The organism is Candidatus Binatia bacterium, from assembly GCA_029248525.1.
Taxonomy (GTDB): domain Bacteria; phylum Desulfobacterota; class Binatia; order UBA12015; family UBA12015; genus UBA12015.
The window spans coordinates 74,575-99,395 of record JAQWJE010000039.1 but is presented as its reverse complement, the minus strand read 5'-3'; the positions used below and the strand labels follow the sequence as shown (position 1 = coordinate 99,395).

Below are 24,821 nucleotides of genomic sequence, written 5' to 3'. Positions count from 1 at the left end.
TCGTTCGGTAAGGAAAAAATCAGCTGAAGCCAGGCCATCAACTTTCGATGTCAGGCTTCACTAAATCCGCCAGTGAATGCGTCCGCAGCTCCGATTCGTTGACGGTGGCCTCCCGAGCCAACTCACCTGCGACGGCTCCATCAAGGAATAGTGGCAAGCCATCCCCTGCAAACACTGTGAAGACCTCGGCCAGTGAAATGGAGGCCGGGTCACGTGCCAGGAGGTAGCGACCGTTGGCGCCCTCGACAGGCAGCACCAGACCAACGTCCTCCATAGCCTCGACTGCCTCGCAGACATCGACCCGATCGACACCCAATTGGCGGCTGACCTCGGCGGGATCTGTCGGACCCTCACCCGATCGGAGCCTTCGGGCCGCCTCTACAAGGAATGCCAAGGCCAGTGGTCGCCGGCTGACACGTCGGCCCGCACCTTCCGCGCCGCCCAACTCCAGGCAGGCCGCGAGTTCCGCCCCGGCGAGCACGATTGCCCAGCTGACGTACATCCAGACCAAGGTCACCGGCAATTGCGCCAGGGCACCGTAGATCGCGTTATAGCTCGCGACACCGACCTGCAGTCGCACGTAACCGATTTGCACCAACTGCCAGGCAATCCCGGCAAAGAGTGCCGAAAATAATAGCGCTCGAGGCTGAGGCCGCCGGTTCGGCATGACCACATAAAGGAACCCGATGGCAATGACGTTACAAAGATAGGGCACCAGTGGAAGAAGGCTACGCCAGGCCTCCCCGAGGACCGGACGGGCCAAGGCCTCGTGCATGAGTTCTTGTTGCAGCACGAAGGAAGTCACTCCGGTTGCTGCCACCATCAGAAATGGCGCCAGAATAATCACCGAGACGTAATCCGTGATCTTGCGGAGCAAGGGCCGGCCCGCCCGGACTCGCCAAATATAGTTGAAACTCGACTCGACACTGCCGAGCACCGAAAGCACCGAGCCGAACAAGGCTATGGCACCCATTGTGCCTAGAGTTCCCACGTTCGCTCGGGAAACAAATTCCGTAATCTGGGTGGCAACTTCCTGACTCAAGGACAGCCGCTGCAAGAGCAGATCTTCGAGATGGGACTCCACGCCGAGTCCTTTCAGGGCCGCAAACATCAGCGCCAGCACCGGCACGATCGATAGCATCGTTGTATACGCCAATGCCGACGCGTGGAGCAGACAACCGTCCTCGTAAAAACGTCTCGCCCATCGATAGAGAAAGCTAAATAAACGCATCAACTCCAACCTTCCCCAAGCACGGGTCCTACTTCCAGGCCCATACTGGCTCCTCGAATCGATCCACACGCATCGATACGCCTCGCAATGCGACTTCACGGAATTGAAAAATAAAGGCCGCGGTGGGCGCGTGCACCTGCGTTGCACACAAAGGAAGCGACAAGACCGGTCGTTCGCTCTCGGGTATCCTGCGCAGGACCGGAATCGATTTTTGGTCCAGGTCCGACAACGGAACCCGATACACGATGGCAACCTCATCCGGATTACCCTTTAGATCCGGAGCCGGCCCTCCCCAGGCCACAAACGGCGTTACAATAAATCCCGAACGCGTCCGGTAATCGTCCAGGCGCCCGAGCAAGGCGCTGCGATCCAAAACCAGACCGACTTCCTCGGCGGTCTCGCGGCACGCGGCTTCTGCGGGAGTCTCCCCGGGCTCGATTCGGCCGCCGGGCAATGCGAATTGGCCGGGATGGTCGGACAACCCCGACGCGCGACGCGTCAAAATAAACGCTGGCTCTCCAGCGTCACCCGCCACCAGAACGACCGCAACCGCGGCACGACGCAGACCCGGATCAGCGAGACGTCGACGGTCGAATCTCGCCAGATTCGCTTCCACGCGATGCCGCAAAGCCAAATCCAAACGCGTTTTTGCCTCCGACATGACCCTATTGCTAACAGAAAGCGCTCCATCGGCCGATCCCGAGATCCATCGGGGTTGCACATACCCTCGCGATCCTCGAACCTGTGACTCCGCATGTCTGCAATTCCCGCCACCGGTCTCGACATCAATCAACTCCACGTCCTCGTCGAGGAACTCGAGACACGCGTCGCGAACCTCGACGACACCGATGTTCAGGGCCGAAGTGCCTGCCAATCGTTACTCGCTCGGCTGCGCAGCCTCTGGTCCACGAACAAGGAAACTTTCCCGACAGAGCTCATTTCACGACTGAAGGTCGTCGCCACTGCGCTCAAACAACCCCGCCGAATCGGCCCGGAGGCAGGCGCCGGCGCGCCGGCCAGAGCGGTGCTTGCCGAAACCTTTGGTTATAGCGAGTTCCGTGCCGGGCAGGAGCCCCTCATCGCCGGCGTCCTTTCGGGCAGCGACTGTATCGGCGTGATGCCGACCGGCGCCGGCAAGTCGCTGACCTACCAGATCCCGGCGCGGCTTCTTGGCGGTACAACCCTGGTCATTTCGCCGCTGATCGCGCTGATGAAGGATCAGGTAGACGCACTTACCTCGGTGGGCGTCCGAGCCACTTATCTTAATTCCAGCCTCGACTCATCGGAAAGAAGCGACCGCGTCCGCAACTTGATCGCGGGGTCCTACGAATTGGTCTACGCCGCGCCCGAAGGCATCGATGCCTGGCTCGGGGATGTCCTGACCCGTGCGGATATTCGGCTCGTGGCGGTCGACGAAGCTCATTGCATCAGCCAATGGGGCCACGATTTCCGTCCGGCCTACCGAAATCTTGCCGGACTCAAAAGTCGCTTTGGAGGAATTCCCGTGCTCGCACTGACGGCTACCGCGACACAAGATGTCATCCACGACATCGGCGAGCAGCTCGGCATGCGCGCACCACTCGAGGTCCGCGGCTCCTTCTTTCGACCCAACTTGAGCTTGCACGGCAAGCCCAAAGGACCCAATCTCAAAGTCCGCGATGCGATTCTCGCACTGGTCCGGGAAAGACCCGACGAGAGTGGCATCGTTTACTGCCAGACTCGAAAATCGGTGGAGTCACTGACGACATTTCTTGAGCGCAAGGGCATCCGCGCGCTGCCCTACCATGCGGGCATGGAAATCGAGACACGGAACCGTGTTCAGGATGCCTTCCGCCGGGACGAAGTCGACGTAGTCGTCGCCACAGTTGCTTTCGGAATGGGCATCGACAAACCAAATATTCGATTTGTCATTCACCGCGACATGCCCCGTTCCGTTGAAGCCTATTACCAGGAGATCGGACGAGCTGGCCGCGATGGCGCCCCGAGCGATTGCTTTATTTTTTATGGCTGGAGCGACGTAAAAAGCGCTGAATATATGCTTCAGGAACTCGATGCCGAGACCGCCGACCGCCAGAAAAGAAAAGTCCGCCATATGCTTCGCCTCGTGGAGCGCGAAGAGTGCCGACATCGGGCAATCGTTGGCCATTTCGGAGAAACCATCGAGAATTGCGGCGAGTCCTGTGACCGATGCCTGGGGATCGATCGAATTGAAGAAGCCCGCAATCGCCGTCGAAAGGGTCCCAGACTCGGCGTGACCACAGGCCTCGACCCTGCAGCCGAAGCACGCTTTGTTGCGCTGAGGGCCCTCCGGAAAACGATTGCAGCTGAGCGCGGGATCCCGGCGTATCTGGTCTTCAACGACGCCACCCTTCAATCCATGGCGATCGAAAACCCGGAGTCGGAAGTCGCGCTCGCCGAGATTGCCGGCGTCGGTCCCAAAAAACTCGCCGACTACGGGCCCGCGTTTCTCCGCGAACTCGGGGAGTTGAAGAATTCCGAAAGTCCCCTAGTCTCGGTAGACGAGAGAGGAAAAGACTCATGACGCGAAAGATTCAGAAGTCCGAGCAGGAATGGCGGGAGACCCTGACGCCCGAGCAGTACGCCGTATGCCGCCAGAAAGGCACCGAGCGGGCCTTTACCGGCACCTACTGCGACCACCACGAAAAAGGTGCCTACCTATGCGCCGCGTGCGGGGAAGCTCTTTTTCGGTCCGAATCCAAGTTCGAATCCGGCTCGGGTTGGCCCAGCTTCTACGAGCCAGCCAATCTCGAGATGGTCGAGGAAGAACAAGACCACAGCCACGGCATGGTGCGCACCGAAGTGCTCTGCCGCAACTGCGGATCTCACCTGGGGCATGTATTTCCCGACGGGCCGCAACCTACAGGCCAACGGTTTTGCATCAACTCTCTGAGCCTTGGGTTCGCGCCGGACGAGGGCCAGCAAGACTGAGACTTCTCAGCGACCCTTCCAATTCGGAGTGCGCTTTTCGACGAAAGCCTTCGGCCCCTCCCGGGCATCGGCCGAGGACATCACTTCCCCGGACAATTGGTTCTCGATATCGTGAGCTTCACCCAAAGGCAGGCCGCTGGTCCGAAGCACGGCTTCCTTGATCTTGCGCAGCGCAAAGGGGCCATTCGCTGCCAACTTGGCTGCAATCTCGTGCGCACGCGGCATTAATTCGTCGGGAGCAACAACCTCATTGATCAGCCCGATCCGCCAAGCCTCCTGAGCATCGATCAGATCGCCTAGGAGCAGGATCTCCATAGCCTTGCAGTAGGGAATCTGTCGCGGCAATCGAACTAACGAACCACCCCCCGGGACCAGCCCACGCTTGGCTTCGGCCAGACCCAGCCGAGCATTCGTCGAGGCAATCCGAATGTCAGTGGCCTGCAAGATCTCGCAGCCACCCGCGGTTGCGGTGCCATTGACCGCTGAAATCACCGGCTTGTAGAGCTCGAAACCCTTGAGCAACGAGGTCATGGTGAATCCGAGGTTCCCCATCAACTTCTGGTCCCATTCACTTTCGGGCTGACGCGCGCCGGTGAACAGGGGAATCAACAGCTGGAGATCCCCGCCAACGCAGAACGCCTCGGAACCAGCGCCCGTCAGAATCGCGACCCGCAGATCATCATCGGCCTGAAAATTCACCCAGGCCTCACCCAACCGCACCATCATCTCGGGGCTGATCGCGTTTCGACGCTCTGGCCGGTTCATGGTGATGGTGACGACACCCGCTTCTTTCTCGTATAAAAGATCGCTCATGCTGGATTTCTAGCCTATGCGTTCCGGATTATGCCAACTGTCAAATATTGCCCCTGCCCGAGATTCCGTTAGAGCCAACGAGTCATGACTGAAGATACGCAATCAACCTCGGACCGCTCTTCGCTGCGGCGCAAGCTTCTCGGGACAGGCCTCGTGCTCCTAGCAGGCTTTGTGGTTCTTCTTGCAACAGCGCCCGATGGCGGGGACTCCGGTGCGCCGTCACCGGACCGAGGGCGACGTGTCGTTTCCAGCACTCTCGTGAGCGAGCAACTGGTCGATGCCGAGGTGCGGCTGTCCGGCATTCTGGAAGCCGACCGCGAAGTACGACTCTCGGCAGAGAGTTCCGGGCGAGTTGTCGTGATGGGCGCACAAGCCCTCGATCCGGTGACCAAGGGCCAGATCCTTCTCGAAATTGACCCGATTCCCGCAGAGATAGCGGTACGCCAGGCGCAGGCGCAGGTGGATCGAACCGAGAGTGAGTTGGCGCTCGCGACCGCACAGAGCCGACGAAGCACTTCTCTCGCCGAACGGGAAGTGCTTTCCCAATCCGAGATCGACAGCACGGAGAGCAGGCTCGGGGTCGCTCGCGCAGCCCTGGCTTCAGCACGAGCGCAACTGGATCGTGCGCTCGACGACCGCGCCAAGCGCACCATCCGAGCACCCTTTTCGGGTGTGCTGCGATCCTTCCAACCGCAAGAAGGCGAATTCGTGCGAACCGGGCAAGAAGTGGGCGAACTGGTTTCGTTGGATTTACTGACCCTCGAGGTCGGGCTTACCGACCGGGACATCGCGTGGGTTCCGCAGGGCTCCACAGCAGAGGTTTTCGTTGAAGCGATGCCCGATCGTGTATTTAAGGGCGTTGCTCAAAGAATCGCTCGGGCCGCGAATGCCGACAACCGGAAATTCCCTGTCGAGATCGAAGTACCCAATATCGACCGAAACCTTCGTCCGGGAATGGTCGCGCAAGCCCGGATCGAGCTGGCACGTTCGACCCGAATCCTCGCGATTCCACGCGAGGCGGTCCTCAGCCAGCTCGGCGTCACCTCGGTATTTCTATCCGAAGACGAGCCCGACACCGACCTCCAACGGCTTCGACAGATCCCGATTCGTGTGAGACCAGTTCCCTTTCGAGCCACTCTGGTGGAGGTGGTCAGCGGCCTTGAACCGGGACAGCGTATCGCAACCTCCGACCTGCGCCAACTCAGCGATAACGAGCTCGTATCGCTCGACCCCGAGGAAAATCGATGAGCTTGCCCCGTTTCGCCGTCCGCCAGCCGGTTCTGATCAATCTGGCATTCGCGCTCTTGATCGTGGCGGGATTCCAAACGGCCAAACGCATCCCTATCGATGTCTTCCCCGACATCTCGTTCAATACAGCGATCGTCGTGACCCCCTGGTTCGGCGCCTCTCCCGGCGAGGTTGAACGTCTCATCACGTCCAAACTTGAAGAGGAGTTCGACGGAATTTCCGGCATCAAGAATATGTCGAGTTATTCGACCTACGGGCTCTCCGAGATCAATATTGAATGGGATGAATCGCTCAGCGATAGCGAGGCCGAGTCGGCCCTGAACGACCTGCGCTCGGCTATCGAGCGCGTATCGGACCTTCCCGAGGATGCCGAGCGCCCGATCCTCAGGGAAATCTCGGTCTCCGAAGTCTATCACGTCGCGACAGTCGCGGTCACCGATACAGGAGGCGTCGGAGAATCGGCCATCTTGCATGTGGCCGAGGACCTCAAGCGCAAGCTGGAGAAAGTCCCGGGCGTACGCAGGGCAGAACTGCGCGGCGAACGGGACCGCGAGTTACGGATTGTCGTGGACCGCGAGAAAGCGCTCCAATACAACCTGACCCTGCCCGAGATCAGCGCGACGCTATCGCGCAACAATCGGAATTTTCCCGGCGGCAGCTTCACCAATGAATCCCTCGGCGAGATCACCGTGCGCGGCCTTGGTCAGTACGAAAGCATGGATGCCATTGCCGCGACGATTGTCGGCAAGAGCGCCTCCGGCACTCATATTCGTCTTTCCGAACTCGCGCGGATCGAAGAAGGTTTTGAGGAGCGCCGTCTCTCTTCCCGCCTCAATGGCGAGAGTACGATCTTCCTGGGGCTTTCCAAGGAGAGCGACTACGATGTCATCGAGTTGATGGAGAATGTGGGCGTAGAACTTGTTTCCTACCGCAAGTTGCTTCCACCCGGCATCGCCGTCGAGGTTCCGACCGACGACTCGCGCTACGTTGCGAATCGCATCGGCATCATGACCTCGAACCTTCTTCTCGGGGTTCTTTTCGTGATCGTCCTGCTCTGGCTGACCGTCGGACTGCGCAATGCGATGGTCGCGGTCATCGGCGTGCCATTCGCTTTCCTGGTCGCCCTGACGCTCTTTCCTTTCTTCGACATCACCATCAACTCGCTCTCGCTTGTAGGCTTCGTCATGGTCAGCGGCATGCTCGTCGACGATGCCATTATTTTGGTGGAAAATATCTATCGGCACGTGGAGAACGGCGAGCCGATTCACGAGGCTGTGATCGCCGGTGCCGAAGAGGTGATGTGGCCTGTCACGGCTGCCGTGCTGACCACAGCAGCCGCCTTCATCCCGATGTTGACGATCTCGGGCACGTCCGGCGAATTCATGTCGATTCTGCCCAAAACAGTTGTCGTATGCCTGATCGGCTCGCTTTTCGAGGCATTGCTGATCCTGCCGGTGCACTATCTGGACTGGGGAAGTCGTCATTCGATTGGAGAGACCACCCGCGGGAATCGTCTTACGCAGCGATTTCAGGCGATCCGAACCGCTTCCGACGCACGGCTCGCGAGCCTGCGGGAACGCTACCTTCGATCTCAGACCCGACTCTTGCCCGAGCGTCATGCCTTTCTCGCCACGTGTGGCGCAGCATTCCTTTTCGCAATCGCGCTTTTCACACGCGTGCCAGTCGATCTCTTTCCCAGCGACTACAATATGCTTTTTGTCACCATCAAATCCTCGCGGGACGCGGGATTCGATACCACGGACAAAATTATCGCGGGGGTCGAAACCGCTCTCAAGGACCTCGGGGACGAAATCACCGACATCTCCACCAACATCGGCATGGGAATGACGTCCGACGAAAGACCCGTTCTTGGAGTGAACTGGGCGGTGCTTTATATCACCTTCCCCGAAACCGCCGAGAACACCTCCAATCCCGACCGATTGCTGAGTATGGTGCGCGACCGACTGACGGTCTACCAGGACAACCACCCCGGCGAAATCGAAAGCCTGATTGTGGCGCCACCGCGCAACGGCCCCCCTATAGGCAAACCCGTCGCGATCCGAATCCAGTCCGAAAACTACGAAGAGGCCAAGCAGATCGCCGGCGAAATGAAGCTCAAACTGGCGAGTCTCCCCGGGGTTTATAATATCGAGGATAACGTCCCGCTCGGCCCGCGAGAAATGCGCGTCGTCTTGAATGAAAACCGCGCCTCGATTCACGGGCTCACTTTTCAGGACGTCGGGTTCGCATTGACGGCAGCAAACGAAGGTCTGATTTCATCCAGCTTCCGGCCACCGGACCAATCCGACGATATCGACATCCGCGTTCTTCTGGAACAAGACGATCGCGACAGCATTCGGGATCTGATGGATATCGAGGTCCGTGCGAGAGATGGCTACCTCGTCCAACTAGGCGACGTTGCCGATTTGGAACTAGAGCGCGGCTACCAAAGGCTCTACCACTATGGCGCACAACGAGCCGTCGTGGTCTACGCCGATGTCGACGGTGAAAACGCGACCTCCGTCTCGGTCAATAACCTGATGCAGGACACCTTCTCGGATATCCCGAATCGCTACCCCGGAGTTGATCTTGTCTTCGGAGGCGAGTTTCAGGCCACAGACGATGCCTTCGCGGATATGGGCCGTGCGTTCCTGCTGGCCGCTCTCGCAATCTATGCAATTCTCGCCGCACAGTTCCGGTCCTACGCTCAGCCCGCGATCGTGATGAGCGTGATTGTATTCTCGTTTATCGGAGTCACTTTCGGACTCTATCTGCTCTCTTTGGTGTGGAGTGGCTATGCACTCTCGATGTATGTGCTCTATGCAATTGTAGGCCTTGCAGGCATTGTGGTGAACGATTCGCTGGTTCTGATCGACTTCATCAACAAGGAGCGGGAGCGAGGCCTCTCTTCGGTCGATGCCGTGATGAGCGGATGCGAGAAACGCTTCCGTCCGATCTTTCTCACGACCGTGACCACCGTGATGGGACTCGCACCCATGGCCATCGGTCTGTCAGGGTATTCGACAGTCTTCAGCCCTTTCGCAGCCTCCATCGTCTTCGGCCTCGGGGTGGCCAGCCTCCTGACCTTGTATGTGGTTCCCATGCTGTACTTGACCCTCGAGGACGTTCAGGGTCTTCTGCCAGGGCAACCGGCGGACCCTACGAGCGATTCGTCCTGAACAATGAGGTTCTCATGGCGCGACATTTTGATCTGGCAGTAATTGGCAGCGGTCCGGCCGGCCAAAAGGGCGCGATCAATGCCGCCAAAATGGGCAAAAAGGTGGCGATCGTCGATCGCGAGGTCATGCTGGGCGGGGCCTGTACCCACACTGGGACGATTCCGAGCAAAACTCTCCGCGAGGCCGTCCTCTATCTGTCCGGTTTCCGCCAGCGGGCTTTTTACGGACGAAGCTATACACTTCAAGAACAGATCACGTGGGCCGATCTCTCGGTGCGCGTCCATGAAGTGGTCAGTCGCGAGCAGGAGATTGTACGCGATCAACTCCTGCGCAATCACATCCGTCTGATCTCGGGAGTCGCTCGCTTTCTCGATGAGCATACTCTCCTCGTCGAGTCATCCGAGGGGAGCGAGCAGATCACGGCGGATTTCATCATGATCGCCACAGGAACGCGTCCGGCTCATGCGCCCTCCGTACCCACCGACGGGCAACGAATCATGGACTCCGACCAAATGGTGCTCGAAAGCCATGGGCGAAGCCCGGTGGGCAACAGCTCGATCGTGGTCGGTGCAGGCGTCATCGGCCTGGAATATGCATCGATGGCAACCGCCCTCAAATCAGAGGTCACCATCGTGGATGCACGCGAGGATATTCTCGAGTTCGTGGATCATGAGATTCTCGAGTCGCTCTGTTTCCACCTTCGATCCCGCAAGGCAAAATTCCGTCTGGGCGAGAAGGTCACCAGCGTCGAGATCGATTCCAAGGACCGGGTGAGCGCCCTGCTGGAAAGCGGCAAGCGGGTGACCGGCGATACACTTCTGTATACGGTCGGCCGCGACGCCAACACAGATAGTCTGGGTCTCGGCCTGCTGGGCATCGAAACCGATGCTCGTGGTCGGATCCCGGTAGATGCCGCCTACAGGACCGCCCAACCGCATATCTATGCAGCGGGAGATGTGATCGGATTCCCCGCACTTGCCTCGACGTCGATGGAACAGGGACGGCTTGCCGCCGCCCATATGTTCGCGGGCCACGAGCCGGGCAAACCACCACTCCTTCCTTACGGGATCTATACGATTCCCGAAGTATCCATGATCGGTAAAACGGAGCAGGAACTGACCCACGAGAAGGTTCCCTACGAGGTTGGCTCTGCGCGGTTCGACGAACTGGCCCGGGGCAATATGATCGGAGACAGCTCCGGCATGCTCAAGCTACTATTCCATGCCGAAACGCTGGAAATACTTGGCGTCCATATCCTTGGCGATGGCGCATGCGAGCTCATCCATATCGGCCAAGCCGCGATGACGTTAGGAGGCACCATGGAGTTCCTGCGCGATACGGTCTTCAACTACCCGACTCTTGCCGAGGCTTATAAAGTTGCCGCGCTCGATGGCCTGAACCGACTCTAGAGTACCGGTCCCGAGGTCGGCTCTAGGGTTCTGCCAAGTCCGCCAGCGGTGGACAGGTACAGGAGAGATTGCGATCGCCCCACGCGTTATCGATTCGACCGACCGCCGGCCAGAATTTATGCTCGTGGAGCCACCCGGCAGGCCAGGCCGCCTGCTCCCGACTATAGGCATGGCCCCACTCGTCGGCCGTCACTGCGACAGCAGGATGGGGTGCGTGTTTCAGGGGGTTATCGTCCCGATCCATCTGGCCCGACTCGATCTGACGAATCTCGTCGCGGATCCCCAGCAAGGCGTCACATAGGCGGTCGAGTTCGGCTTTTGGTTCGCTCTCGGTCGGCTCGATCATCAACGTCCCAGCCACCGGAAAACTCATCGTGGGTGCGTGGAATCCGTAATCGATCAGGCGCTTGGCGATATCTTCGACGGTTACCCCGGCCGATTTCTCGAAAGGACGGCAATCGATAATAAATTCGTGGGCAACTCGGCCATCAGGTCCGGTGTAGAGAACATCAAAATCCTTATGCAGACGACGCGCCATATAATTGGCATTGAGAATAGCTACCTGGGTTGCTCGGGTCAGCCCACCGCCGCCCATCAGAGCGATATAAACCCAGCTGATCGGCAAGATACTCGGACTCCCGTAAGGAGCGGCCGACACCCCGCCCTCGCCTTCGATCGGATCGCCGGGCAGGAATGGACGCAAATGCTCGCGTGCGGCAATCGGTCCCATACCCGGACCGCCACCGCCATGAGGAATACAAAAGGTCTTGTGGAGGTTGAGGTGGCAGACATCGGCGCCAATTCTCGCCGGTGAAGTCAGTCCCACCTGCGCATTCATATTGGCGCCATCCATATAGACCTGCCCCCCGGCCTCATGAACCATCTGGCAAATATCCTGAATTCGTTCTTCAAAAACGCCATGCGTGGATGGGTATGTGATCATCAGGGCCCCGATCCGGGACTCGTGAGCTGCCAGTTTCGCGGCAAGGTCCTTCAGGTCGACATCCCCCTGAGCATCGCAGGCTACGGCGACGACACGAAACCCGGCAATCACGGCTGTGGCTGCATTGGTGCCGTGCGCCGAGACGGGAATCAGGCAGACGTCTCTCTCCGTGCCCTGGTTGGCGTCGTGAAAACGTCGAATGGCCAAAAGGCCTGCATATTCGCCTTGAGAACCGGCATTCGGCTGGAGGGAGACCGCGGGCAGGCCGGTGATCTCCGCGAGCCAAACCTCGAGCAGATCAAGCATGCGATGGTAACCCCGAACCTGATCACGTGGCGCGTAGGGATGCACAGAGCCGATTTCAGGCCAGGTCACCGGCAGCATCTCGACGGTGGCATTCAGTTTCATTGTGCAGGACCCGAGAGGGATCATACTGGTATTCAACGAGAGATCTCGACTCTCGAGCCGGTGGAGGTATCGCAACATATCGTGCTCGCCGCGGTAGGAATGAAACACCGGGTGCTCGAGGAAATCAGAGGTCCGGGCAAAGCCGCCAAGGGAACGATCGCCATTCGCCGCAAGTGTGTCGATGTCCGCACCTTCGACACCGAAAACAGCGAGCAAGCTCGCGACGTCCGCACGCGTTGTGGTCTCATCGAGTGCGATCCCCACCTCCCCATCGGGGAAGGCCCGAAGGTTGAATCCGAGTTCCTGCGCTGCCGCCAGAACGTCGGCGGCCGTCCTTTGATTCGGAGCAAATTTGATCGTGTCGAAAAATTCCGTTTCGCCGACCGAGATTCCCGCACCGCGCAGCCCCTCGGCAAGAGCCATGGCCATTCCGCGAACCCGTTGGGCGATCCGGATCAAACCCTCTGGTCCATGATAGACCGCGTAAAATCCGGCAATATTGGCAAGGAGAACCTGCGCTGTGCATATATTGCTGGTCGCGCGATCTCGACGAATATGCTGCTCGCGGGTTTGAATAGCGAGACGATAGGCCGATTTCCCCTGAGCGTCGCGCGAAACACCGACCAGGCGGCCGGGAATTCGTCTGGCGTGCTCTTCGCGCGTCGAGAGATAGGCCGCATGAGGTCCGCCATAACCGAGTGGGACGCCAAATCGCTGCGTCGATCCGATGGCGATATCCGCCCCCCACTCGCCGGGAGGCTTGATCAAGGTCAGGGCCAGAATATCTGCGGCCATGACCACCAGAGCCCCGCAGTCATGGGCCTGCGTGACTGCCGCACTCGGATCGAGAAGACGCCCCTCGGTATCCGGGTATTGCAGCAGAATACCAGCGACGTCTGCGTCGAATTTGAATTCATGCACGTCGGCAACTTCAACCGACATACCCATGGAGGTCCCGCGCGTGCGCACGACACCAATCGTCTGCGGGTGACAAGCCGCCGAAACCAGAAAACGGCTCCGCTTGCCTCGAGAGGCTGCTCGGCACATCGCCATCGCCTCGGCAGCCGCCGTTGCCTCGTCCAGCAGAGAAGCGTTGGCCAGCGGCAAAGCAGTCAGGTCAGCCACCATCGTCTGGAAATTCAGCAGCGCCTCGAGCCGCCCCTGAGAAATCTCGGCCTGATAAGGCGTATATTGGGTGTACCAACCCGGATTTTCGAGCACATTGCGCAAAATCACGAGCGGAACGATCGTGTCCGAATAGCCCATGCCGATACAGGAGCGGTGGGGGCGATTCTCGGCGAGCAGCTCCCGCAAGCGATCCAGAACCTCGGTTTCGCCGAGTGCGCGTTCGCCTTCATCCGTCAATTCCAGCGGCGTTTCCAGCCGGATCGCCTCCGGCACCGTCCTCGCGGCGAGCGCCTCGAGGGACTCACAGTCCAGAGCAGCCAGCATATCGGCGAGGTCCGCCTCACGCGGGCCGATATGGCGAGAAATAAACGTGTCGGAGGGGTCGAGAGGATGCGCTGTACGGAAAGGCATAGTTAAACTGTAAAGCCAGCAGGACCTCTCGGCAAACCCGAACACCGGGGACTTGTGAATCGGCGAGGCTGTTCGCTAGGAAAACAGGAGTTGGCGCCCATGGCGGGCCCCCCGGGGGAGAAAATAATGAGCATTGAAGAGACTGTAGCCGGCCAGACCTTGGCCACGAGCTTTCTCGCAACCGTTGCCGAACATGGCCCCGAAGAAGCCCTGCGCTGGAAAAACGACGACGGTAGCTATGGCAGCTGGACCTTCGACGAATATGCCGAGCTTGTGGCGCGCGTGGCCGGTGGGCTCTCTCGTCTCGGGATCGGGCATGGCGATCGGCTCGTTCTGATGATGCGCAATATCCCCGAGTTTCACATTATTGATACCGCGGCCTATTTCCTCGGCGCCGCGCCCGTATCGATTTACAACTCGTCTTCCGAGGGCCAGATTGAGTATCTGGCGAATCACTGCGAAGCGAAACTGGCCTTCGTCGAAGACAGCCGCTTCCTCGACCGATTCCGGCCAGCCCGAAGCAACCTGCCGAAACTTCAGGCGCTCGGAAGCCTCCGCGATCATCAAGACGGCGAGTTCAGCTGGGAAGACCTCACCGCCGGCGAGCCGATGGACCTGCAGGCCGCCGCGACCACCGCAAAGCCGGAAGATCTGGCCACAATGATCTATACCTCCGGCACCACCGGCCCACCCAAGGGCGTCATGCTCAGCCATTATAATGTTTGCTGGACCGTCGAGTCACTGCGAATCACGATCGGCTGGGAGTCCTATCGCGGGGTCAAGTTGGTCTCCTATCTGCCCATGGCTCATATTGCCGAGCGCATGGTGGGTCATTACCAGCAGTTGGCTTTTGGCTGTACGGTCACCACTTGCCCGGAACCAACGCAGGTCGCCGATTACGCGCGCGAAGTGCGCCCGACCTATTTCTTCGGGGTACCGCGGATCTGGGAGAAGATGTATGCCGGCGTCAATGCTGCGCTCGCAGCCGACCCCGAGCGCAAGGCCAAGTTCACGGATGCAATCGAAGCTGCCATTCCCTTGCGTGAAAGAATGACCGACGGCACCGCGACCGAGCAGGATCGCGAGACCTGGAACTTCCTCGATGAGGTTGCCTTCTCGCAGGTGCGCGCCCTGATCGGCATGGACGAGTGCAAACTTGCGGTCACAGGTGCCGCACCCCTGCCCCGCGAAATGATGCTCTGGTTCCGTGGACTGGGTGTACCGCTCGCCGAGATCTACGGAATGTCGGAGTCGAGTGGACCCATCACGTTCTCCCCCTGGATCGTCAAAGCGGGCAGCGTGGGCAAAGCGATCCCCGGCTGTGAGGTTCGACTGGCGGACGATGGCGAGGTTATTTGCCGTGGCGGCAACGTATTCCAAGGTTACCTGAAGGAAGACGCCAAAACCGCCGAAGCTCTGGATTCCGAGCAATGGCTCCACTCAGGCGATATCGGCGAGATCGATGCGGATGGCTATCTGAAGATCGTCGACCGCAAAAAGGAACTCCTGATCACGGCAGGTGGCAAGAATATCAGCCCCTCGAACCTGGAATCTTCTCTCAAGATGATTCCCTTGATTGGTCAGGCCTGTGCGATCGGCGATGGCCGGCCCTTCGTCTCCGCACTGGTGGTACTCGACCCTGATGCCGCAAAAGCCTGGGCAGCATCCAAAGATCTCTCCGACACAAGCCTCGAAGCACTGGCGCGGCACCCCGAGATCATCGGAGAACTCGAAGGCGCTGTGGAAGACGCCATGAAGTCGTTCAACAATGCAGAGCGCGTCAAAAAGATCAGCATCCTCGGCGAAGAGTGGCTGCCTGATTCCGACCTTCTGACGCCCACATCCAAGCTCAAACGACGCGGCATCCACGAGCGCTATCAGGCCGAGATCGAGAGTCTCTACACAAAAAAATAGGGATCGAGGCGGCTTTCCAACCGCCCCGACCCCTGCAAGGGAATCTTCGGCAATCGCCTGGAGGCTAGAGAGCTGCGGTTTTTTCGCCGCTACCCAACTCGGACTGAAGATAGGTGTTCAGCAACTCCACCAGTTCCGTGGGGGGCGGTGCCTCGGGCTCGTCGACAGAATCCTTGAGATGTTCGAAGCGAAGCAGGTCCATCTTCTCGAACGCGTCGCGCACCCGTGGCGTCAGGAGCCCCAGACGCTTCAGATTGGGTACGATCTTGGCAAAGGTCATCTGCCGGAAGCCCTTTTGGAACGGCGTATTGATCGCCCAATCCGTCCAGACCTTGCTATCCCAACCGAGGCGTTCGAAGATCGGCGTGAGGAGAAATCGCTCGCGCAGAAGGTGGGCGCCTTCGATCACGAAGTCCTCGCGCTCCCGCATCTCGGCCGAGGTCAGCTGGTCTGCATAGATCTCCTCGAGCGAGATGACGCCGAAGGCGACGTGGCGGGACTCGTCCTGCATCACCCGGGTAATCAGATCCTGAATCAGCGGCTCATCCGGCAACTGCATCCGCACGAGTGAAAAGGCCGCCAAGGCGACTCCCTCTACGAGGATCTGCATACCCAGGAACGTGATATCCCAGCGCGGGTCGAGAATGATATCGTCCAGCAGGGTCTCCAGACTCGGCAAAATCTCGTAGGAAAGACCGAACTTTTCCGTCAGGTAGCGATGATACACCTCCACGTGACGAGCTTCGTCCGCGACCTGATTGGCCGCGTAGAATTTGGCCTCGGCGTTGGGCACCGTCTGCACGATCTTGGCGGTCGCCAACAAGGCGCCCTGCTCACCGTGCAGGAACTGCGAGAGCATGAAGGCATTCTGATGGCGCATGAAAAGCATCGCCGTTTCATCCGTAAACGGCTTGGGCGGCTGCATCAGTTGGTTGGTCATGGCGGTAAAGCCACCATCGATGCGTTCCTGCATCATCCGGTCGAGGTCCACCTCGGTGTCCCAGGCCAGATCGGAAGCGTTCCAACTCAGTTCCTTGCCCTTCTCGTAGAGGTTGAGCAGGTTCTTCTTCCGCATGGCATATTGCCAATCAAACACGGTTTCCATCGTTGACTTCACGGACGCAAACTCACCACGCGCCGGAAGCGGAAGCGGATTTTTCTGCATAAAGTTCATTGAGTACCCCCCAATTCCTGTTTGCCCGAGCGGCGATCTTTCGCCATCTCGGGCAGTGCCTTGATTCCCACGTAGGCGCAAACCATGTGCGTCAATTCGTGAGCCAATTCCTCGTCCGAAAGAATCCGGTCCCCACTGCGGGTCTCGCCAACCACAATATGTTGTTGCATGAATGCGAAAGCTGTCTGTACCGCCAGATCAATCGCCAACTCCGGGTCCGGATGAGAGAACTCGCCCGGACATTCCGAAAGCAGCAACTCTCGCAGGCGAACCGTAGCCCCCTGGCGGAAAGCCAGGCCCTCCTCGCGGACGTCGACGTCCTGTGTCGCCCTCCAGAGGAACGCGCCCAGAATTTCCTTTCGCTCCCGCACCGCTCCGACGAGCTCGGTGGTCGCCGCTGCCACGATTGCGGCAGCCGGAGCGCCCGACCAGCGGCGGGAATCCACCAGCCGGTCCACGAGGCCCTCAAGTTCGCGAAATTGACGTTCCTCCAAAGCGCGAAGGAGCTCGTTCTTGTCTCGAAAACGGCCATAAAATCCGCCGACCGACGAGTCCGCTCGCCGGACGATCTCGGGAATGGAAAGACCGGAGAGACCGCGCTCCTGCAAAAGCTCCTCGGCTGCATCCAGCAGGCGCATCAAGGTCCGTTCGCTGCGCACCTGCTTGGTGGCGGCAACGGACGCGAGACGACGAGTTTTGGGGCTGGTTTCCATAGTTTCCATCCAACGAATCAAAATGCGAATCGGATTCGGATTTATGCCACCCTCCGCCGGCTTGCAAGTGAAAACGCTATTTTTTCGTTCCGGAGCTTCGAAGGATCGCCGACTGTGCGGCGAAACCGACGGATTCGCTTGCTTGTGCCTCGTTTTCTCGACACAGAGGGCTCATGACGGCGCTGCACGTAATCCTCGCTCTCGGGTTTGCCCTGATGGGCGCAGGCTGTTTGGTGTTGGGGCTTCTCGGGCTACCCGGCAACTGGTTGTTGCTCGCCCTGGCCCTCGGCATGGAGCTTCTATTCACTGGCAGCGTCGGCTGGGGGTTCCTTTTCGGCGGCCTGTTGCTGGCGATTGCAGCTGAAGTGCTCGAGACCTGGGCTTCCGTGGCGGGTCTCAGCGCAGGCGGCGGCTCCCGAAGGGGCATGTGGGGCGCTATTCTGGGCGGACTCGTTGGAGGAATCCTGCTTACCGGGCTATTGCCCATTCCGATCGTCGGCACCTTGGTGGGCGCCGCCGCCGGTGCATTTCTCGGGGCTTTGGTAGGAGAACTCACCGGACCCGACGGTCGCCCGGCCGGAGCCTCGCTGAAGGCAGCGGCCGGCGCCGCCTGCGGTCGCGTCCTGGGCAGTTTCGGTAAAACGATTCTCGGGGTCATGATCTGGACCATGCTCACGGTTCAGGTGTTCTGGAATCTATGGGCGTGAATTCCTGCGGGGCAAACGCTACCTTGAAGGTATGAATTCGCCCGCAAATCCCGACACCCGTACGCTTTCGGAATTTGAATCCAAACAGCGCCTAGCCCAAGGCGGCGTCCCGATGGGAAGCGAAAAACTGGTCGACAACTCTACCGAAGCTGTCATCGCCGCCGAAGAGTTCGGTTTTCCCGTGGTCGCCAAGCTCTGCGGCGACGCCATCGCCCACAAGACAGAACGAGGTCTTGTGCGCCTCAACCTGCGTGATGCGGCGTCCGTCGCCGAGGCCACCGAGGCCTTGCTGGCGAGCGCGCAACCCGAAGATGCAGCACGCGGGGTTTTGATCGCGCCCATGGTCGGCGGCACCCGGGAACTGATCGCGGGCACCTTGGTCGATCCGACCTTCGGCAAATGTGTCATGCTCGGGATCGGCGGGATTTTCGCCGAAGCCCTCGCCGATGTGACCTTCCGCCTGATCCCGCTTTCCCGCCAGGACGCCGAAGACATGATTGCGAACCTCGAGCACCAAAGTTGGTTCCGGGAATTCCGCGGAGAACCGGAAGTGAACCGGGACGAGCTGGTGGCGATCCTGCTTGGCCTCTCCCGGATTGCGCAGAATTCCGAGGAGATTGTTTCCATAGACATCAACCCCTTGATCATTTCGGAGGGCTCTCCCATCGCCGTGGACGCGCTTGTGGAGGTGAAATCGTGAACAACGCCAAAACCCTGCAGGACCGCTTTCAGCCACTATTTGATCCAAAGGGCATCGTGATTGCCGGAGCATCGAGCCACCCGGGGAAATTTGGTTTTGTCGCCGCCCACAACGTGCTGAGCGAGGGCTACCAGGGCAAGGTATTCTTCATGAACCGAGAAGGGAGCGAGGTTCTCGGTCGACAGGCGCTATCGTCGCTGGAGGACCTGCCGGAGAACGAAGCGGATCTGGTCTTCATCTGCACCCCGCCCCGCACGATCCCCGATATGCTGCGTATTTCGGCTCGCAAGGGAATCCGGGCGGCCTTCATCGCAGCCGCAGGCTTTGGGGAGCTCGGCGAGGAAGGCAAAGCGCTCGAGGAGGAACTTGCTCGTCTCGCGAATGAGCTCGGGATCCTCGTCGCGGGGCCAAATGGTCAGGGCGTGATCTCCACCCCAAGCGATCTATGCGCGCAGATCATCGCACCCTACCCGCCCCGGGGGCATATCGGTCTGGCCAGCCAGTCGGGAGGCTTTATCCAGTCGCTGCAGAACTATGCCCATAAAACTGGTGTTGGTGTCAGTCGCGCCATCTCCGCCGGCAATTGCGCGCATACGGGACTCGAGGCCTTTCTGGAATATTTCGGCGTCGACGACGAAACCCGGGTCGGTCTCACCTATGTCGAGGGGATCGAAGACGGCCGACAGTTTTTCGAAAAGGCCCGGGGCATGACAGAACAAAAACCTCTGGTTGTCCTGAAGGGAGGGGCCACCAGCGGAGGCCAACGAGCAGCGGCTTCTCATACGGGCGCGCTCGCAAGCGACGATCGAGTCTTTGACGGTATGTGCCGGCAAGCCGGCATCACCCGCACTCATTCCCTCGAAGAAGCCTTTGAGGCCGCGGCCAGCTTCGCCACTCACCCCTTGCCACGAGGACCCAATGTTTTCGTCTTGACGACCGCCGGTGGCTGGGGCGTCGTGACCGCTGACCGGCTCACACAATCACGTGATCTCGAATTGATGCCGATCCCCGAAGATCTTCGTGCAGCCTTTGACGAGCGCCTGCCGCCTCGTTGGAGCCGGAACAACCCGGCCGACCTCGCAGGGTCCGAGACTCGGGATACGGTTGCCGAATGCATGCGCCTCGCGGCTGGTCATCCCGCTGTGGATGCGATCATCTTCCTTGGAGCCGGCATTCAGTCCAATCTTGGGCTGATGGAGAAAAACGGCCGCTTCTACCCCGAATTCGGTCTCGAGAGGATTGTGGATTTCCACTTCCGGCAAGACGCCCGCTACGCGAAGCTCGCTGTCGACTGCGAAAAGGAGTTCGGCAAGCCGATCCTCATGGCAACCGAACTCGTCGACTGCCAACCGGAGAACCAGGCACCTGCAGGAATGATCGAGCGCGGCGTACTTGCGTATCCATCTTCCTGGCGCGCCGTCACCGCCCTGGAGCACCTCTACCAGTACGCCCATTGGCGCAAGCGTCGGGAGCTGCCCGCACTTCAATAGCCGTAACGGAGCTGGACGGACCGACGTCTTCTCTCGAGCGCCCGCTGCCGTTGCCCGACATCGACCAAGGTGGTCGACCCAGGAAGCTCCCCGCGCAATCGGGCCGCCGGAACGACACGGAAAGATGGCTGGGGAACTTCTCCGGGGAACAAATACCTCACCCCCAATGAACCCTCGACGCGGCCTACCGGGTCCAGCCAGTTTGCAACGCCCGGATCCTCATGAGCGATCACTCCCCGAAAGACGCCGTCGTCATCCAGAATCGCCTGCGAGTCATTCAACGAAGATTGGCGCGTTGCAAAATCGAGACTATCCCAAAACCAACCGCAAAGCTGAACGCCCCACATGCGACATTGGGGTGGCCGGAACTCCAGAATCACGGCCTGATCTGGCTCGCAATGAAAGTGCCCCAGGCCATAAGCCTGACCGCGCAATCCGGCGTTGCCCTCCATCGGCTCGGTCAGAGTGACCGCATTTGACTCGGTTGCCAAAATCAGACGACTCATCGCCTCCCACCCGCGCAAGCCCTTCGAGAGCCATTCGATCAACTCATCGATGCGCGGCGCGAGCCGCGCCGGGGTTAGTTCCGGCTCCGGGTAGGCGGCACCCACTCTTTCCACAAAAACACGGGCGGGAATCTCGGACTCCCATGAGGAAAAATATTGCCGCAGAAACAAGAAGGACGCGTGCTGGTTGAGAGACAGCCAATTTCCGGGCTGCTCCTCGGCTGAGAGGATCAGCTCAAAATTTCCATCACGATCAACTTCGAGTTCGTCTCGGTGGAGGGACGAGACGGTTTCCCAACCGCCCACGTTGCCATCACCGAAATGACCGGTGTTTACCTGATATTCAAAGTGTCTCGCCGAACCTGTGCTACCCGCAACTCGATAGATGGCATCCCCACGAATCCGGGTCATGGAATAATTACAGTCGGGGTTGTCGAGGCCCCAAGCCAGACCACGTTCGATCACACGACCGAATTCAGGATATTCCGGATCGCCAGCCACGATGGTCGCCCGAATCGAGGCCGCCACAAAACGCAGGAGGTAACGCCAGCCTTCCGCCCGGTCCCGCGGCGACGCCGGGACGTCGGCCTCCATCACCATGGTTTCCATGGCGGCTAATTGTGCCTGAATCTGTCGCCAGGCCCCCTCTGTCAGAAGGTCCTTTTCGGAAATCGGCATGGCTTCTCCTATCCCGAGGCGAACCCGGCGTAAAACTCCCTCTCCGGCGCCCAAACCCGTCAGAAAATCGTTATGGACCCTGCTCTGCTTGCACCTGCCCGGAGAGAAGGACAAACTCCCCTGCGGAGGTATGGATCTATGGGCGAAGCGTATATTGTCGGAGCCGTTCGCACGGCAGCGGGAAAAAGAAGAGGAAAACTGGCTGCCTGGCACCCAATTGACCTTGGCGGCAAAGTCCTTGCCGAAGTCGTATCCCGCACGGGGATCAATCCGGAACTGATCGATGACGTAATTTTCGGCTGCGTCGACCAAGTCGGGGCCCAGAGCGCCAATATTGCACGCAATGCGATCCTCGCCGGCGGGTTGCCGGAATCGGTACCGGGCACCACAGTCGACCGTCAATGCGGCTCATCCCAGCAGGCCGTCCACTTCGCCGCGCAGGCCGTGATGTCCGGCGTACACGATATCGTCATCGCCGCCGGCGTCGAAGTGATGAGCCAGGTACCCCTGGGAGCGAATGCCATTGCCGGATATAAAGCCGGCTTCGGCGTGCCCTACGGCGAGGGGATGAAAAAACGATATCCCGGCATCAAATTCAGCCAGTTCGACGGCGCCGAACTACTCGCCGAGAAGTGGGGCCTCGACCGCAGCGGGCTCGACGCATTTGGTGCGGAGAGTCACCGTCGTGCGGCCGCGGCGACAGAGCATGGCCATTTCACTCGTGAGATCGTGCCCGTCGACGTCCAGAACGAGGACGGTGGCACGGAGAGCTTTCTTGCCGACGAAGGCATCCGCGCCAACACAACCACGGAGGTCCTCGCGGGACTGCGCCCCCTGAGCGACAAGGAACTCCTGACCGCAGGTACCTCCAGCCAAATCTCCGATGGAGCCGCCGCCATCCTGATCGTCAATGAGGAAGGCCTGCGGAAATGCGGCGCTGCCGCTCGGGCCCGAATTCACACCATGACCCTCGCGGCAGAGGATCCCGTCGTCATGCTCGGAGCACCAATTCCGGCAACCCGAAAGCTCCTCGACAAAACGGGAATGAAATTGTCCGACATCGGCGCTTACGAAATCAATGAGGCCTTCGCTTCCGTACCGATGGCATGGGCCACGGCTCTGGATGCGGATATGGCGCGCCTCAACCCGAACGGCGGGGCGATTGCGCTCGGACACCCTCTCGGCTGTACCGGTGCGAAGTTGATGACCACCCTGCTCCACGAGATGGAGCGTTCCGATCAGGAATTCGGCTTGCAGTCGATGTGCGAAGGTGGCGGTCTCGCCAACGCCACACTCTTGCAGCGGGTCTGAATCCTTGGACGAAATCAAAGGCGCCAGAATTGTCATCACGGGACCGGCAAGCCAGGTTGGATTGCCGGTGGCTCGGGCCTTGGCCAGGGACAACCACGTCATTGGAGCGGCCCGATTTACCAACCCGAAGGATCGCAGCCGACTCGAGGCTATCGGTGTCGAGTGCGTCCGAGCGGATCTCTCGAATGGAGACGTTCAGGAAATCCCGGATGCTGTCGACTATTTAATCCATTTCGCCGTCGCAAAAAGCGCCGACTTTGAAGCGGACCTCGCCGCGAATGCGGAAGGTGTGGGCCACCTCATGTCGCGGTGCCGGAGCGCACGCGGCTTCCTCTGCTGCTCCACCACCGGGGTCTACCAACCCCGGGACCATGAACCCCTCGCCGAGGGCGACTTCCTCGGAGACAATCATGCCCGCATGCTCCCGACGTACAGCATCACCAAAATCGCTGGCGAGGCGGTTGCCAAATTCGGGGCACAGGAATGGAACCTTCCGACCACCATTGCCCGCTTGAACGTTCCGTTCGGCGACGAGGGGGGCTGGCCCTTCTTCCACCTCCTGATGATGCAGGCCGGACAGGAAATTCCCGTACACACCAACGCGCCCAGTTCCTACAACCCCATCCACGAAGACGATATCGTTCGAATGGTGCCAAAGCTCCTGGGTATCGCCACGACACCCGCACGTATCGTCAACTGGGGAGGCACGGAGACGACCAGCATCGAGGAATGGTGCCGTTATATGGGCGAATTGACCGGGATCGAGCCGAAATTCCGACCCACAACCGAAACGATCGAAAGCGTAATTCCCGACACCCAACGGATGGTTTCCCTGATTGGGGCCACCGAGACGCCGTGGCGTGACGGACTCCGCCGAATGATTGCCGCCCGGATGCCGGAACTCTTGAAGAATTGAGAAAGGGCTCCGATGCAAGGCAACCCAATTCGCAGGACGGCGCCCCTTGCAGCTTCGCTCGTCTTCGATTCACTCTGGCTTCAGAAATAAAGACGCTCGAACAGCAACAGACTCTGATTCGCCATGAAGACCTCGATCATCATCGCTACCTACGAGAACCCTCGGGCTCTCGAACTCGTCTTTGAAGGACTCCTGCGCCAGACGGAGGCGATCGAGGAAGTCATTTTCGCGGATGACGGTTCAACCGACAGCACTCGAGAGCGCATCGCCGCATTCGACCAACGCACCAGTTTTCCGGTCGCCCATATGTGGCACCCGCACGACGGAATTCAGAAAGCCGGTATCGTCAATAGCGCGATCGCAATCGCCCGAGGAGAACAGCTGGTCTTCCTCGATGGGGATTGCGTGCCCGACCAGCGCTGGTTGGCGGATCACCTCGACCATGCGGATGGTCATACCGTCTGGCAAGGACGGCGCCTCCAGATCGGCACTCCCATCACGGAGACTCTGACGCCAAAGGGCGTGAGCAACGGAGAACTCGAGGGTTGGTGCACTCCGGAAAAGTTCGGACAGCTCTTCCGCAGGGAGCGCCAAAAATTCCATCTCGCGATTCGCATCCCGCAGAAGATTGTCCGCCTCTTCGACAAGCGAAAAGGGTTGATGGGTTGCAACTTCAGTGCGCCCCGCAAAGTGATCGAGAGCATCAATGGCTACGACGCGAGCTGGCCAGGCGCGAGCTATCTATGCGAGGACCTCGACCTTGAGATTCGCCTCCGCAAGCAGGGCGCGCCTCTGACGCCTCTGCTCCATGCCGCAAACGTCTTTCATCTCAATCATTACCGCCCACGACCCGAAGGCGTCCTTCGCCTTCGCGACGAACGTTGGAAGGTCCAGTCCTCGGCGGCAATCGACGGGGTTCGGGAAGCCGCCGGTCGGATTCAGGCGGGGATGATCCGAAACTTGCGCGAGACTTGATCGAGAAACGGACTCCGC

General features: G+C 59.7%; 19 protein-coding genes. 12 read left to right on the top strand and 7 right to left on the bottom strand.

Features of this window, described 5'->3' with window-relative positions:
* Positions 1–37: 37 nt before the first annotated feature.
* Both P8K07_08570 and P8K07_08565 read right to left on the bottom strand, forming a co-directional pair.
* Positions 38–1,231 (bottom strand): YhjD/YihY/BrkB family envelope integrity protein, encoded by a 1,194-nt coding sequence (locus P8K07_08570; protein ID MDG1958576.1) that lies wholly within the window; start codon positions 1,229–1,231, stop codon positions 38–40.
* A 28-nt stretch (positions 1,232–1,259) separates the two neighbouring features.
* Positions 1,260–1,892 carry a CoA pyrophosphatase gene (locus tag P8K07_08565; protein MDG1958575.1) on the bottom strand — a complete coding sequence of 211 codons (633 nt, stop codon included), beginning with the start codon at positions 1,890–1,892 and terminating at the stop codon, positions 1,260–1,262.
* A 93-nt stretch (positions 1,893–1,985) separates the two neighbouring features.
* Between P8K07_08565 and P8K07_08560 the strand changes: the two genes are divergently transcribed.
* Positions 1,986–3,773 (top strand): ATP-dependent DNA helicase, encoded by a 1,788-nt coding sequence (locus tag P8K07_08560; GenBank protein MDG1958574.1) that lies wholly within the window; start codon positions 1,986–1,988, stop codon positions 3,771–3,773.
* Positions 3,770–4,180 carry a peptide-methionine (R)-S-oxide reductase MsrB gene (msrB, locus tag P8K07_08555; protein MDG1958573.1) on the top strand — a complete coding sequence of 137 codons (411 nt, stop codon included), beginning with the start codon at positions 3,770–3,772 and terminating at the stop codon, positions 4,178–4,180. The genes P8K07_08560 and msrB overlap by 4 nt, the downstream gene beginning before the upstream one ends.
* Before the next feature lie 6 nt (positions 4,181–4,186).
* Here the strand turns inward: msrB and P8K07_08550 are convergent, their stop codons facing one another.
* Positions 4,187–4,993: an enoyl-CoA hydratase-related protein gene (locus P8K07_08550; protein MDG1958572.1), complete on the bottom strand. Its 807-nt coding sequence runs from the start codon at positions 4,991–4,993 to the stop codon at positions 4,187–4,189.
* An 84-nt stretch (positions 4,994–5,077) separates the two neighbouring features.
* Between P8K07_08550 and P8K07_08545 the strand changes: the two genes are divergently transcribed.
* The 3 genes from P8K07_08545 to sthA are packed head-to-tail and all read left to right on the top strand — an operon-like array spanning position 5,078 to position 10,829.
* Positions 5,078–6,241, top strand: coding sequence for an efflux RND transporter periplasmic adaptor subunit (locus P8K07_08545; GenBank protein MDG1958571.1), 1,164 nt, complete (start codon positions 5,078–5,080; stop codon positions 6,239–6,241).
* Positions 6,238–9,420 (top strand): efflux RND transporter permease subunit, encoded by a 3,183-nt coding sequence (locus tag P8K07_08540; protein ID MDG1958570.1) that lies wholly within the window; start codon positions 6,238–6,240, stop codon positions 9,418–9,420. The genes P8K07_08545 and P8K07_08540 overlap by 4 nt, the downstream gene beginning before the upstream one ends.
* A 14-nt stretch (positions 9,421–9,434) precedes the next feature.
* A complete protein-coding gene (gene sthA, locus P8K07_08535) occupies positions 9,435–10,829 on the top strand; it encodes a Si-specific NAD(P)(+) transhydrogenase (GenBank protein ID MDG1958569.1) in 1,395 nt (464 codons plus the stop codon).
* A 22-nt stretch (positions 10,830–10,851) separates the two neighbouring features.
* Here sthA and gcvP read toward each other — a convergent pair whose 3' ends face one another.
* A complete protein-coding gene (gene gcvP, locus P8K07_08530) occupies positions 10,852–13,719 on the bottom strand; it encodes an aminomethyl-transferring glycine dehydrogenase (protein MDG1958568.1) in 2,868 nt (955 codons plus the stop codon).
* Between the two features lie 126 nt (positions 13,720–13,845).
* On the opposite strand from gcvP, the gene P8K07_08525 reads away from it, so the two are divergent.
* Positions 13,846–15,633: an AMP-binding protein gene (locus P8K07_08525; protein MDG1958567.1), complete on the top strand. Its 1,788-nt coding sequence runs from the start codon at positions 13,846–13,848 to the stop codon at positions 15,631–15,633.
* A 64-nt stretch (positions 15,634–15,697) separates the two neighbouring features.
* Here P8K07_08525 and P8K07_08520 read toward each other — a convergent pair whose 3' ends face one another.
* A complete protein-coding gene (locus P8K07_08520) occupies positions 15,698–16,807 on the bottom strand; it encodes a ferritin-like domain-containing protein (protein MDG1958566.1) in 1,110 nt (369 codons plus the stop codon).
* A complete protein-coding gene (locus P8K07_08515) occupies positions 16,804–17,520 on the bottom strand; it encodes a helix-turn-helix domain containing protein (GenBank protein MDG1958565.1) in 717 nt (238 codons plus the stop codon). The genes P8K07_08520 and P8K07_08515 overlap by 4 nt, the downstream gene beginning before the upstream one ends.
* 173 nt (positions 17,521–17,693) lie before the next feature.
* Here P8K07_08515 and P8K07_08510 point away from each other — a divergent pair, with 173 nt between their 5' ends.
* From P8K07_08510 to P8K07_08500, 3 genes are read left to right on the top strand one after another with little or no spacing between them, the layout of a single operon-like run.
* Positions 17,694–18,227: a DUF456 family protein gene (locus P8K07_08510; GenBank protein MDG1958564.1), complete on the top strand. Its 534-nt coding sequence runs from the start codon at positions 17,694–17,696 to the stop codon at positions 18,225–18,227.
* Positions 18,228–18,258: 31 nt separating this feature from the next.
* Positions 18,259–18,927 carry an acetate--CoA ligase family protein gene (locus P8K07_08505; protein ID MDG1958563.1) on the top strand — a complete coding sequence of 223 codons (669 nt, stop codon included), beginning with the start codon at positions 18,259–18,261 and terminating at the stop codon, positions 18,925–18,927.
* On the top strand, positions 18,924–20,417 hold the full coding sequence (locus P8K07_08500) for a CoA-binding protein (GenBank protein MDG1958562.1): 1,494 nt from the start codon (positions 18,924–18,926) through the stop codon (positions 20,415–20,417). The genes P8K07_08505 and P8K07_08500 overlap by 4 nt, the downstream gene beginning before the upstream one ends.
* On the opposite strand, the gene P8K07_08495 is transcribed toward P8K07_08500, so the two are convergent.
* Positions 20,411–21,601: a hypothetical protein gene (locus tag P8K07_08495; GenBank protein MDG1958561.1), complete on the bottom strand. Its 1,191-nt coding sequence runs from the start codon at positions 21,599–21,601 to the stop codon at positions 20,411–20,413. The two genes, P8K07_08500 and P8K07_08495, sit on opposite strands and share 7 nt — an antisense overlap.
* A 138-nt stretch (positions 21,602–21,739) precedes the next feature.
* Here P8K07_08495 and P8K07_08490 point away from each other — a divergent pair, with 138 nt between their 5' ends.
* From P8K07_08490 to P8K07_08480, 3 genes are all read left to right on the top strand, one after another.
* Positions 21,740–22,912, top strand: a complete 1,173-nt coding sequence (locus P8K07_08490; GenBank protein ID MDG1958560.1) for an acetyl-CoA C-acyltransferase — start codon at positions 21,740–21,742, stop codon at positions 22,910–22,912.
* Between the two features lie 13 nt (positions 22,913–22,925).
* Complete coding sequence (locus tag P8K07_08485; protein MDG1958559.1) at positions 22,926–23,828, top strand: NAD(P)-dependent oxidoreductase; 903 nt, start codon at positions 22,926–22,928, stop codon at positions 23,826–23,828.
* 123 nt (positions 23,829–23,951) lie between these two features.
* A complete protein-coding gene (locus tag P8K07_08480) occupies positions 23,952–24,803 on the top strand; it encodes a glycosyltransferase (GenBank protein ID MDG1958558.1) in 852 nt (283 codons plus the stop codon).
* The last annotated feature ends 18 nt before the right edge of the window (positions 24,804–24,821 follow it).